Origin of the sequence: Streptomyces sp. 3330 (genome assembly GCF_031456635.1) — a bacterium.
Lineage (GTDB): Bacteria > Actinomycetota > Actinomycetes > Streptomycetales > Streptomycetaceae > Streptomyces.
Window position 1 is genome coordinate 1 of sequence record NZ_JAVDVA010000009.1, and the last position, 12779, is coordinate 12779.

The 12779-nt window shown below is 73.0% G+C and carries 8 protein-coding genes; 5 read left to right on the plus strand and 3 right to left on the minus strand.

What is annotated here, in order from left to right; genetic code table 11:
• The first annotated feature begins 158 nt into the window (after window positions 1–158).
• The 5 genes from J2X68_RS16800 to moeZ all read left to right on the plus strand — a co-directional run bounded on the left by J2X68_RS16800 (window position 159) and on the right by moeZ (window position 6573).
• A complete protein-coding gene (locus J2X68_RS16800) occupies window positions 159–1931 on the plus strand; it encodes a DUF3492 domain-containing protein (RefSeq protein ID WP_310433350.1) in 1773 nt (590 codons plus the stop codon).
• A complete protein-coding gene (locus tag J2X68_RS16805; RefSeq protein ID WP_310433351.1) occupies window positions 1928–3163 on the plus strand; it encodes a hypothetical protein in 1236 nt (411 codons plus the stop codon). The genes J2X68_RS16800 and J2X68_RS16805 overlap by 4 nt, the downstream gene beginning before the upstream one ends.
• Window positions 3164–3622: 459 nt before the next feature.
• The gene (locus J2X68_RS16810) at window positions 3623–4585 is read left to right on the plus strand and encodes an NAD-dependent epimerase/dehydratase family protein (RefSeq protein WP_310433352.1); all 963 of its coding nucleotides are present in this window, start codon (window positions 3623–3625) and stop codon (window positions 4583–4585) included.
• Entirely contained in the window at window positions 4573–5331 is a 759-nt protein-coding gene (locus J2X68_RS16815) for a spherulation-specific family 4 protein (RefSeq protein ID WP_310433353.1), read from the plus strand. Before J2X68_RS16810 ends, J2X68_RS16815 begins: the two co-directional genes overlap by 13 nt.
• 63 nt (window positions 5332–5394) lie before the next feature.
• Window positions 5395–6573, plus strand: a complete 1179-nt coding sequence (gene moeZ / locus J2X68_RS16820; RefSeq protein ID WP_310433354.1) for an adenylyltransferase/sulfurtransferase MoeZ — start codon at window positions 5395–5397, stop codon at window positions 6571–6573.
• Between the two features lie 86 nt (window positions 6574–6659).
• Here the strand turns inward: moeZ and J2X68_RS16825 are convergent, their stop codons facing one another.
• The 3 genes from J2X68_RS16825 to J2X68_RS16835 all read right to left on the minus strand — a co-directional run bounded on the left by J2X68_RS16825 (window position 6660) and on the right by J2X68_RS16835 (window position 12672).
• Window positions 6660–8225: an alpha/beta hydrolase gene (locus J2X68_RS16825; RefSeq protein WP_310433355.1), complete on the minus strand. Its 1566-nt coding sequence runs from the start codon at window positions 8223–8225 to the stop codon at window positions 6660–6662.
• A gap of 137 nt (window positions 8226–8362) precedes the next feature.
• Window positions 8363–9907 (minus strand): alpha/beta fold hydrolase, encoded by a 1545-nt coding sequence (locus J2X68_RS16830; protein ID WP_310433356.1) that lies wholly within the window; start codon window positions 9905–9907, stop codon window positions 8363–8365.
• A gap of 74 nt (window positions 9908–9981) precedes the next feature.
• A complete protein-coding gene (locus J2X68_RS16835) occupies window positions 9982–12672 on the minus strand; it encodes a lysylphosphatidylglycerol synthase domain-containing protein (RefSeq protein ID WP_310433357.1) in 2691 nt (896 codons plus the stop codon).
• Window positions 12673–12779 lie beyond the last annotated feature (107 nt).

Here is a 12779-nt window from a genome sequence, read left to right on the forward strand (position 1 = left end):
CGCTCCCGCCCGCGGTGGTCGTCCTGCAGTCCCATCGCCTGGTGGGGGGGGGGGGGGCCCCCCCCCCCCCCCCCACCACCACCTTGTCCGCATACGTTCGTCCCGCTGCGAGCCGCCGGGTCAACGGCGGCTCCCCAAACGGGAGATCGGGAGTGTGCGTGCGCATCGGACTGCTGACGGAGGGCGGCTATCCGTTCCTGAGCGGTGACGCCGGACTCTGGTGCGACCGGCTCGTGCGCGGGCTCGGGCAGCACGAGTTCGACGTCTACGCGCTCAGCCGTGCCGAACACCAGGAGGAAGCGGGCTGGGTCGAGCTTCCGCCGCAGGTCAGCCGGGTGCGCACGGCGCCGCTGTGGACGGCCGAGGACGACGGGGTCGCCTACGGCAGGCGCGCGCGCCGGCGCTTCACGGAGTTCTACGGCGCGTTGGTGACCGCGCTGTGCGAGGGGGACCCCCCGGGCCCGGCCGGTGTCCCGGGAGCCGCTTCGACCGCTCAGGCGGACCGTTTCGCCACTGCGCTGTACGGCCTCGCCGAACTCGCCCAGGACGAGGGCGGCCTGGTGGGGGCACTCCGCTCGGAGCACGCCGTGCGCACCCTGGAGCGGGCCTGTCGCGCCCCCGGCGCGCTGCGCACGGCGCGCGAGGCGCGCGTACCCGAGCTGCTCGCCGTCGCCGCACACCTCGAACGCGCCCTGCGCCCCCTCTCGCTCGACTGGTACGGCGACGAGGGCTCAGGCGACGGGAGGGAAGGCCTCGGCGCGGTGGACCTGTGCCATGCCACGTCCGGCGGCGCGGCGGCCCTGCCGGGGCTGCTCGCGCGGCACTTCTTCGACGTGCCGCTGCTGGTGACCGAGTACGGGGTCCGGCTGCGGACGCACTACCTGAACTCGGGGCCGGGACCCTCGGCCGCGGGCTCCGCAAGCGCGCCGTCCGCCGAGGCGGCCCCCGCCGTACGCGCCCTGGTGGCCGCGTTCCACGGCCGGCTCGCCGCCGAGGTGTACCGGCAGGCCGCCTGCGTCACCCCCGGCAACACGCACGCCCGCCGCTGGCAGGAGCGCTGCGGCGCCGACCGGGCCAAGCTGCGCACCGTCTACCCGGGCATGGAGGCGTCCCGCTTCGCCGAGGCGGGCGACTCCCTCGACACCGCCGATCCGCACACCCTGGTCTGGGTCGGCCGAGTGGAACCGGCGAAGGACCTGGTCTCCCTGCTGCACGCCTTCGCCGAACTCCGCAAGGAGGAGCCCCGCACCCGCCTGCGGATCATCGGCGCTCCGGCCGGTGCCGAGGGGCAGGCCTACCTCGGTCACTGCCGCGTGCTGGCCGCGCAGCTCTTCCCCGACGAGGCGGACGGACCGCACGCCGTCGGCGACAACCCGGTGTCCTTCGAGGAGATCGGCGGCCCGGAGGCGCCCACTCTCGCCGAGGCCTACACGGCCGGCGCGGTCGTCGTCCTGTCCAGCGTCGTCGAGGGGTTCCCGGTCGGTCTGGTCGAGGCGATGTTCTGCGGCCGCGCGACGGTGTCGACCGACGTCGGTGCGGTGGTCGAGGTCATCGGCGGCACGGGACTGGTCGTTCCGCCGCGCAATCCGCGGGCTCTCGCGGAGGCGTGCGTGACGCTGCTGCGCGACCCGGAGCGCCGTGCGCGCCTGGGCGCGGCCGCCCGCGCCCGGGCCCTGGAACTCTTCACGGTCGAGCAGAACATCGCGGCATTTCGCGGCATTTACCTGGAGCTCGTCGCCCGGGCCCCGATGCGGCGATGCGCCTTCGACGACGGCGATCCCCGTCCGTTCGCCGTGCCGGCCGAGGCGTGTCTGCCGGGCCACTGGGCCGGTCCGGACGCGGAGGTCACCGCCGTGCGTGGACCGGCCTGGGCGACGGGACACGCGGCGCGGGACGCCTCACCGATCGCTGCGACGGAGGGTGCACGATGAGCGGGCTCGAGGAACTGGACCGGCCGGGAGCACCGGGAGCCGCCGAGGTGCCGGGAGCGCCGGGAGGCGCCGGGGCGCCGGGGAGTTTCGAGGCACACCCGGACGCCGAGGTCGGGGGCCGCAGGCCGACCGCCCCCCGCCGAGGCGTCGTGGACCCGGTGAAGGCACTGATGCACCGGCATCGTGACCTGTGCGAACGGGCCGTCGACCCGCTGGAGATCGCGGCGGGCCTGGAGGCCCACGGGGTCACCGACCGCACCGCCGCGCGCTTCCGGCACCGGGACGTGTTCTCCCTCGCGGAGGAGATGTACGCCCGCGTCTCCCGCGACGGTGACCCGCCCCCGCCCGTGCCGGTCACGGCGACCCCGCGGCCCCGCCTGGACCGGGCCCTGCTCACGCTCCTGCCGGGCGTCCTGTGCGCCGCGGCCGTGACCGGCGTGCGTCTCACCCACGGGCGCACGAGTCTGCTCGTCGGGGCCGCGGGCGTCCTCGCCGTCGCCCTCGCCCTGCGCGCGGTCCTGCGCCGCGGCCCGTTGAGCCCCCACCGCGGCGCCCACCCGGGCCCGCACCGGTCGGGCGCCTGGACCTGCTGGCTCCTCGGCTACGCGGCCCTCGGCGACAGCCTGCTGCGCGCCGCCGTCGCCGGAGGTCCCGACGGCCTGCCCGACGGGACGGCGGCAGGCCCCTGGCCCTTCGCCGCCGCCCCGCTGCTGACCCTCACCCTGGCCTGCGCGCCCGCCGCCTGGAGCGCCCGTTTCCTCGCCGTACGCGCCCGGCGCCGACTGGACGCCAGCCGCGGACTGGAGGAGTTCGCCGCCTCCGTGCAGCCGCTGCTGCTCGGCACGTTCGCCCTGTTCCTGTGCGCCCTGGCCGCGCTGACCCCGTCGGCCGCCGCGGCCTTGGACGAACCGGCCGCCTACGGTCACACCCTCGCGCTGGGAGCGCTCCTCTTCCTCGCCCGACTTCTCACCGTGTACGGATTCACCCACGTCCCGGCGGTCGCGCTCGGCGCCGTCGGCACGGCCGAGGTGCTCGCCCCGGCCACGGTGTTCGCGGGCCGGCTCCCCGGTTGCGGCTTCCTGGCCACCCCCGTCGAGAGCCTCGTGGCCGCCTGGGGCCCGGCCGGCGTCCCCTCCCTCGTCTGCGGGGCCGCGGCACTGACCCTGCTCTTCCACGCGACCCGCACGCTGACCCGGGCCTCGGCCCACGCGCGAACGGATCAGCCGTGCTGAGCGGAAGAGCCGTCCGGAACCCACCGTCCGCGCCGAACCGGCCGGTCACGCCGATCCGCCCCCACCCCCGCGCCCGCCCACTCCGTACGGGCCCAGGCCCCGGCCTCGGACGCCCGCCGCTCGGACGTTTGCTGCTCCGGCGCCCGCCGCTCGGACGCCCGCCGCTCGGACGTCTGTCGTTCCGGCGTCCGTCGTCGGTGTCCCGGCCGCCGGGCGCGGCGCACTCCCCGCCGCGCTCCGACGGCGCGACGCCCGTGTTCACCTCCCCAGCCGCACCCCACCGCAACACGCTTGAAGGAGAGACCAGATGACCACCTCCCGATCCGGAGCGACCGGAGATACCGGGGCACCCGCGGTCACAGGCGCCCCCGTGGTCGCCGGAGCAGCCGGAGGACCCGCGGCGACCGGAGCCCCCGTGGTCCCGGCCACAGCCACGGCGCACACCCCGGGAGCCGCACGATGAGGGTTCTGCTGATCGGAGCCAACGGTTACCTCGGCCGTTTCGTCGCCGACCGTCTGCTCGCCGACCCGGCGGTCCAGCTCACCGCGCTCGGCCGCGGTGACGACGCCGACGTCCGCTTCGACCTCGCGTCCGGCAGCCCCGGCGCGCTCACCCGCTTCCTCGACGCGGTCCACCCCCAGGTCGTCGTCAACTGCGCGGGCACCACCCGGGGCGGCGCCCGCGAACTCACCCGGCACAACACCGTCGCCGTCGCCACCGTCTGTGAGGCCCTGCGCCGCAGCGGCTGCGGCGCACGGCTGGTGCAGATCGGCTGCGGCGCCGAGTACGGTCCGAGCCAGCCCGGCTCCTCGACGGCCGAGGACGCCGTGCCCCGCCCCGGCGGCCCGTACGGCGTGAGCAAGCTCGCCGCGACCGAACTCGTCCTCGGCTCCGGTCTGGACGCCGTCGTGCTCCGGGTCTTCTCGCCCGCCGGTCCGGGCACGCCCGCCGGTTCCCCGCTGGGCCGGCTCGCGGAGGCCATGCGCCGCGCCATGCAGTCCGGCGACGGGGAGCTCAAACTCGGCGGCCTCGGCGTGCAACGCGACTTCATCGACGTCCGTGACGTCGCCCGCGCCGTGCACGCGGCCTCGCTCTCCGCCGCGCAGGGCGTCATCAACATCGGCTCGGGCCGCGCCGTCCGCCTGCGCGACGCCGCCGCGATCCTCGCGCGCGTGGCCGGATACGGCGGTGCCCTGCACGAACTCGACGGACCGCCCGGCGGCCACCTCAGGCCCGCCATCGGCCACCCCCGCCCCGAGTCCGACCACGCGGGCCCCGTCGCGTACCCGTATCCGGACGGCTGCGGCAGCTGGCAGCAGGCCGACGTGCGCACCGCCCGCGACCGGCTCGGCTGGCGGCCCCGCATCAACCTCGAGGAGTCCCTCGCCGACATCTGGATGGAGGCCGCATGTCGTATCTGACCGGAACCCCGGCGGATACCGCGAGCGCCGGCAGCACCGACGTCCGCACCGGCTTCGGCGTACCCGGCCTCGCGCACCCCCTGCTCGCGCCGGTCGAGTGGCGTGAACTCGCCCGCCCCGGCCGGCCCCTGCACTGGGTCGTCCTCGACGTCGACGACGGCCCAGGCGTCCGGCCCGACCCACGCTGCCTGGAGGCCGCGGGCCGGCTGCGCAACGCCGGCATCCGGGTCCTCGGGCGCCTCGACATCCGCCACGGGGCCCGTCCCTTCGCCGAAGTGATCTCCGACGCGCAACGCCACCTCGACTGGTACCAGGTCGACGGCTTCCTCCTGGACCGGTGCCCGGCCGGGCGCGCCGAGTTCCCCGGGCTGCGGCGCGCGGTCCGGACACTCCGCACCCTCAGCGACGCGCCCCACCTCGTCCTCGGCCACGGCACCCACCCGTACCCGGGCTACGCCGAGCACGCCGACCAGGTGGTCACCTTCGCGGGCCCCTGGAGCGACTACCGCTGGTCCCAGGTGGCCGAGTGGACCGCGGAGCACCCGCCCGAGCGCTTCTGCCACCTCGTGCACGGCGTGCCGCGCGGTCACCTCGACGAGGCGCTGCGCATCGCTCGCTGGCAGGGCGCCGCGACGATCTGGTTCACCGACGGCACCGATCGCGGCGGCCTCGCGGGCCCCTGGGAGACCCTGCCCGGCTACTGGGACGAACTCGTCTCGCGGATCGGAACGGGTGTCTCGGAATGAAGAAGGCCATGACAGTGTTACGGGGAGAACAACCGTAGTGATCGACCGACCAACGGAGTCCCCGTGTCGCTGCCACCCCTGGTCGAGCCAGCCTCTGAGCTCACCGTAGACGAGGTTCGCAGGTACTCCCGCCACCTGATCATCCCCGACGTCGGGATGGACGGGCAGAAGCGGCTGAAGAACGCCAAGGTGCTCTGCGTGGGCGCCGGCGGCCTGGGCTCGCCGGCGCTGATGTACCTGGCCGCGGCGGGCGTGGGCACGCTCGGCATCGTGGAGTTCGACGAGGTCGACGAGTCGAACCTCCAGCGCCAGATCATCCACAGCCAGGCCGACATCGGCCGCTCCAAGGCCGAGTCCGCCCGCGACTCCGTCCTCGGCATCAACCCGTACGTGAACGTGGTCCTGCACGAAGAGCGGCTCGAAGCCGACAACGTGATGGACATCTTCAGCCAGTACGACCTGATCGTCGACGGCACGGACAACTTCGCGACGCGCTACCTGGTCAACGACGCGTGCGTGCTGCTGAACAAGCCGTACGTGTGGGGTTCGATCTACCGCTTCGACGGCCAGGCGTCCGTGTTCTGGTCCGAGCACGGTCCCTGCTACCGCTGCCTTTACCCGGAGCCCCCGCCGCCGGGCATGGTCCCCTCCTGCGCCGAGGGCGGCGTGCTGGGCGTGCTGTGCGCGTCCATCGGTTCCATCCAGGTCAACGAGGCGATCAAGCTCCTCGCGGGCATCGGCGAGCCGCTCGTCGGCCGTCTGATGATCTACGACGCCCTGGAGATGCAGTACCGCCAGGTCAAGGTCCGCAAGGACCCCGACTGCGCGGTCTGCGGCGAGAACCCGACCGTCACCGAGCTCATCGACTACGAGGCCTTCTGCGGCGTCGTCTCCGAGGAGGCCCAGGCGGCGGCCGCCGGCTCGACGATCACTCCCAAGCAGCTCAAGGAGTGGATCGACGAGGGCGAGAACATCGAGATCATCGATGTCCGCGAGCAGAACGAGTACGAGATCGTCTCCATCCCGGGCGCCAAGCTGATCCCCAAGAACGAGTTCCTGCTGGGCACCGCCCTGCAGGGGCTGCCGCAGGACAGGAAGATCGTCCTGCACTGCAAGACGGGCGTCCGCAGTGCGGAAGTCCTCGCGGTGCTGAAGTCCGCGGGCTTCTCGGACGCCGTGCACGTCGGCGGCGGCGTGATCGGCTGGGTCAACCAGATCGAGCCGAGCAAGCCGGTCTACTGACCCGGCGGTTCCTCTGGCGCCCCGGGGCACCCGGTGCGGTCGGCGGGGGCTTCGCGTACCACGAGTGCGCGAAGCCCCCGCCGTCGTCATGAGCAGACCTTGCCGTCCTTCGGCACCGTCCCCTTCAGCAGGTAGGCGTCCACCGCCGTGTCGACGCAGTCGCTCCCGCTGCCGTACGCACCGTGCCCCTCGCCCTTCCAGGTGAGCAGAACGCCGACGCCCTTGCCGAGCTCGTCCGCCATCTTCCGCGCGCCCTCGTACGGCGTCGCCGGGTCCCCGGTGTTGCCGACCAGCAGGATCGGCGCCGCACCCGCCGCGCTCACCTCCGGGGTGTCGTACTGACCGGCCACCGGCCAGTCGTGGCACCAGCCGGCCGTGTCCCAGCCGAGGAAGTCCCCGAACACGGGCGAGATCTTCTCGAACTCCGGCAGCAGCTTCTTCGTCGCCTCGGCGGTCGGCCGCTGCTTGTCGTCCAGGCACGATATGACCCGTTGCGAGTGGGTCGTCGTGCCGTAGTGCCCCGAGGTGTCCCGCTCGTTGTAGCCGTCGGCGAGCGTCAGCAGTTCGGAGCCGTCTCCGGCCTGCGCCGACTTCAGGGCGCTGGTCAGACTCGGCCAGCCCTGCTTGCTGTACAGCGGCAGGACGATGCCGGTGACCGCGAGCGTCTGCGTCAGCTTGCGCCCGTCCGACGTGGGCAGCGGGTCGGTGTCGATCCGGTCCAGCAGATCCGCGATCTTCCGGCTTCCCTCGGCGGGGTCCTGCCCGGTCGACTCGAGGTAGTCGTCGAGCGCCCGCTGGAAGCCGCGGGCCTGGTTCTGCGCGTGGCCCACCGAGTCGGCGCTCGGGTCGACGACCGCGTCGAGGATCACCCGCCCCACGTTCTTCGGGAACAGGTGGGCGTACACACCGCCCAGCTCGGTGCCGTAGGAGATGCCGAAGTAGTGCATCTTCGCGTCGCCGAGGACCTGGCGCATCAGGTCCATGTCGCGGGCGGTGTCGGTCGTCGACACATGGGCCAGCAGCTTGCCCGCGGCCTTCTCGCAGCCCTTGCCGAAGTCGGTGGCGTCCGTGAAGTACGCCTGTTCCTCGGCCGCGGTGTCCGGGGTGGAGTCGAGGGATTCGGCGGCCTCGATGTCCTTGTCGGCGCGACAGCGGACGCCCTCGCTGGCGCCGACCCCGCGCGGGTCCCAGCTCACCAGGTCGTACTGATCGCGCAGCGCGGAGTACGCGGAGCCGTAGGAGGGGAGCGTCGACACTCCCGAGCCGCCGGGGCCGCCGAAGTTGAACAGCAGCGAGCCGGCCCGCTTGCTCCCCTCGGCGCGGGACTCGGTGCGCACCAGGGCGAGGCCGATCGTGTTGCCGTCCGGCTTCGACCAGTCGAGCGGCACCTTCAGCGTCGCGCACTGCCAGTCGCTGCCGGGCGCGGCGGAGTCCGCGGTGGCCTTGCAGCGCCCCCAGTCGAGCTTCTGCCCGGTCAGCGAGGCGGGCAGCGCGGCCGTCGGGGCGGTCGCTCCGGAGGAGGCGTCGGTGGGCCGCGCGCCGGCCGTCCCGCCCTTGTCGTCCCCGTCCCCGTCCGACGCGCCGCTGCTGCATCCCGCAACCAGCAGCGCGGCGGCGGCCCCCAGCGCCGTCCACCGTACGAATCGCGCCATGTGCACTTCCCCCCTCGCAGGCCGTCCGCACTCGGCGGCGAACGGCTGTCAGGCCATATTAGGCGGCCCGCAGCACACGCGTCGGGGCCTGTGGATAACCTTTTGACCTGCGAGTTTCCTGGGAATGCGCGGAGGCTTCAGGAGCAGACGGTCCCTGCGGCCGGCACCTTGCCGTTCAGCAGGTAGCCGTTCACGGCCGTCTGGACGCACGCGTTCTTGCTGCCGTACGCACCGTGCCCCTGCCCCTTGTACGTCAGCTCGACCCCGACTCCGCGGCCCAGCGCGGCGGCCATCTTCCGGGCCCCCTCGTACGGCGTGGCCGGGTCGCCGGTGTTGCCCACGACCAGGATCGGCGCCGACCCGGGCGCGCTCACGTCGGGACGGGCGGCCGCGCCGCGGACGGGCCAGTCGGTGCAGCTGACCATGCCCCAGGCCAGGAAGTCCCCGAACAGGCTGGAGGCGGCCCGGAACTCCGGCAGCCTGCGCTGCACATAGGCGGGGGAGTAGCGGGGCGCGTCGTCGGCGCAGTTGATGGAGATGTTGGCGGCCGCGATGTTGCTGTACTCGCCGTTCTCGTTGCGGCCGTTCATCAGGTCGGACAGCAGCATCAGGACCTTGCCGTCCCCGGCGTAGGCCTGTTCCAGGCCCTCGGTGAGGTACTCCCAGAAGTCCTTCGAGTACAGCGCCTGCGCGATGCCGTTGGTCGCGGCGCTCTGGGTCAGTTCGCGCGGGAAGATGCCCGGGATCGGCTTGCTGTCCAGGCTGTCGAGCAGTCGTGCGATCCTGTTCTTCACGTCCTGCGCGGTGTCCCCGACGGGACACTCCCGCGTCTTGGACGTGCAGTCCTCGGCGAAGTTGTCGAGGGCGAGCTGGAAGCCCTTGGCCTGCCCGAGCGAGCCCTGCTCGGACGTCTGCGTCGGGTCGACGACCGCGTCGAAGACGGCGCGTCCCACGTTCCTGGGGAACAAGTGGGCGTACACACCGCCCAGTTCGGTGCCGTACGAGATGCCGAAGTAGGAGAGCCGGTCGTCGCCGAGGACCTGGCGCATCAGATCCATGTCGCGGGCCGCGTCCGTGGTCCGCACGTTCGGCAGCATCTTCTTCGAGTTCTTCTCGCAGGCCGCGTTGAAGTCCTTGGTGTGGTCCAGCAGCGCGGTGCGTTCGCGCGCGTCGTCGGGTGTGCCGTCCTGCTGGAAGTACGCGTCGAGCCGCTGGTCGTTCTCGCAGCGCACACCGGCACTGCGGCCGACCCCGCGCGGGTCGAAGCTGACCAGGTCGTAGCGGGTGCGCAAGGCCGTGTACTCCTCGCCGAAGGCGGGCAGGGTGGAGACGCCCGAGCCGCCGGGACCGCCGAAGTTGAAGATCAGGGAGCCGATCCTGTCGCTCTCGTCGCCGCTCGTCCGGGCCCGGATCAGCGCGATGCCGATCGTGTCGCCCTCGGGGTCGTCCCAGTCGAGGGGCGCCTTCATGGTGGCGCACTGCCACGCGTCGCCGTCCGGCAGCGGCGACGGGGCGCTGCCGCCGCCCTCCGCCCGGGAGGGGGCCGGGCAGTCCTTCCAGCTCAGCTTCTGCGCCGTCAGGTCCTCGTCCTGCGCGTCGTCGCCGCAGCCCGCCACCACGCAGGACAGCAGCAGGGCGGTGGCGGTCACGGCGACGGCGCGCAGGCGGGAGGGGTTCGGCATGATCCCATCCTGCGGCGGCGCCCGGACCCGCGCGCGGGGCGCGGGCCGTACGAGGTACGGGCGCCGCGCCCTTTCTAGAGGGCGCCCTTGCGGGTCAGGTGGTTGAAGGCCAGCCAGCCCGGCAGCACCGGCAGCCACAGCGTCAGCAGACGGAAGAGCAGCACCGCGGGGGCGGCGACCTCCTTGGGCAGGCCCACGGCGATCAGACCGACCGTCAGGGTCGCCTCGACGGCGCCGACTCCGCCCGGTGTCGGGGCGGCGGAGCCGAGCGCGTTGCCGGCGAGGAAGACGACGGCGACGCTGGCGATGCTGAGCGAGGTCGACTCGTCGCCGAACGCGCGGATCGACGCGTCCAGGCACATCACGAAGCAGGCGGTCAGCAGGAGCATGCCGCCGATGCCGGTGACCAGTTTCTGCGGCCGCTGAAGCACGTCCAGCATGCGCGGCACGACTCCGGCGAAGAGCGATCGCACGCGCGTGACGACGAATTTGCGCAGGAACGGCACCGAGGTCACCACGAGCACGAGCACCGCCACGGTGAGCAGACCCGCGATGACGGTGCGGGACGGCGACAGCGACGGTGTCTTCTCGGTGCCGGTGAGATAGCCGAACGACAGCAGCATCAGGATGTGGCAGCCGAGCCCGAACAGCTGCGAGGCGCCGACGCTGGCCACCGCGAGACCGGGCCGCACTCCCGCGCGCTGGAGGAAGCGGGTGTTGAGGGCGACCCCGCCGACCGCGGCCGGGGCCACGATCTTCACGAACGACCCGGCGACCTGCGCGGCCACGGTCCGCGGGAAGGGCACCCGCTCCGGCACGAACCCCAGCAGGCTCATCGCCGCGGCGACGTAGCTCACGGCGGAGAACAGCACGGCGGCGGCGACCCAGCCCCACTCGGCGTTGGCGATGAGCGGACCGAACTCGATGTGGGTGAGCTGCGTCAGCAGGAAGTAGGCGCCGATGGCGCCGGCGATGAAACTCATCAGGGTGCGGGGCCGCACCCGCTCCAGCCGGGCCGGCTCGACCGGCGCCTGGGGGCGGATCAGCAGCACCTCGTGCCGGATCTGGGTCAGCAGATCCTCCTCGCGGGCCTCCTCCAGCGCGTCGTCGATGGCCCGCTTCTCGGCCCGCGCCTCCGCGCGCACGGCCTTCTTGTCGGGCTTCTCCAGGACGACGGGTGAGGCGTCGTCGTGCCCCGCCGCCTCCAGCCGGGCCTGCTTGGCCTGCTGCGAGGCCTCCAGGACCGCCTCCCGCTCGCGCTGCGCACGCTCGCGTGCCAGGCGGCGCAGCGTCGCGCGCGTGGAGCGGGTCAGCGCGATGGGCTGGAGCATCGGCAGACAGTCCGCGACGGCGTCGGGTCCGAGCACGCCCACCGCGGAGGCCACCGCCCGTTCGGCGCCCACGAGCAGGCCGAGCGTCGTCACCAGCTGGGCGACGTCCATGCGCAGCAGGAGGTCGCCGGCCGCGATCTCGCCGCCGCGCAGATCGGTGAGGATCACGGTGCCGGAACGATCCACCAGAATGGCGTCGCCCGCGAGCCTGCGGTGCGCGATGCGCCGCGACTGGAGCGCCTGCACCTGGTGCCAGGTGTTGCGCAGCAGGTCGTCGGTGATCTCGTCGTCCGCCAGCGAGTCGAGGGTGCGGCCGCCGGTGTGCTCGTAGACGAGCATGACCGCGTCGGGGCCGAGCTCGGAGGTGGCGATCAGCTTCGGCGCGTTGGCGCCGGCCGCGATGGCCGCGTAGGCGAGCAGCGCCTCCTGCTCCAGCGCCTGGCGCAGCGACTGGAGGCTGCTGCGGGTGGCGAAGCCGCGCAGGGTCAGATTGCGCCACGCCCGGTAGAAGAACCCCTGGGCCTGCTGTTCCCGGTCGACGACCGTGACGTCGAGCGGTGGACCGTCCTCCAGGGTGACGAAGTAGCGTCTGCCCCGGTCGCTCTCCGCCGCGTCCGGCCCTTCCTCGCGGGCCGCGCTCACCGGCCGGAAGCCGACGTGCCGCAGGCCCGCCATCAGCGTCCGTCCCGTGGGGCGCACGTTCGGGGAGCCGACCGCGTACAGCGTCCCGTACGCGACCGTCCAGCCGATCAGCACCGTGAGGATGATCGAGAACGGTGTCGTGTAGCCGGTGACGAGCATCGAGAAGGCGTCGAGGAGCAGCACGATCCACAGCACTGAGCGCCAGCGCGGCCGACGGGACATGCCGACGGCCGTCATATAGGCGATGACCGGCGCGAGATAGCCGTGCACGGGATCGGTGAGGGCGTGGATGTCACCGGGGGAGGGCTGGGTGAGCGCCTCCTGGATCGAACCCGGGGCGGCCTTCGCGACCCACAGGTCGGTGGCGAGGGTCACACCGTGCGCGAGAACGGCCGCGAGGACTCCGTCGGCGATGCGCAGACCGTCGCGTTTGATCAGCCGCTCGATCGCGAAGGCGACCGGGACCAGCAGGATCGCGATGCTGGACGCCAGACCCGCGATCTTGATGAGGAGATCGGGCGCCTGTCCGGTGCCCTTGTTGATGTCCTGTTCGAGACCCGAGGTCGTCCCGTGTGCGAAGGCGGCGATGCCGAGGAGCAGGGCCACGGCGAGCACGCCCACCAGCAGCCGCATCAGGTCGGAAGGGCGGTGCACGCGCGCGGGGAGCAGCGGCTCGTCGCCCTCGACCTCGTCGATGTGCACCTCTTCCCGTACCTCGCCGGTGATGTCCGGGCGCGGCGAGGCGTCAGAGGTGCTTTCCGCGCCCTCAGGATGCACGCCCTGCTGCTTCATCGTCTCTTCTTGATCTCGTATCACCGGTGTCACCGCCCGCACGATGGTGGCATGCCCCACCGACACACGGGGGCATCAGGGTGCAAACGCGGGGGCGCACAGTCTGC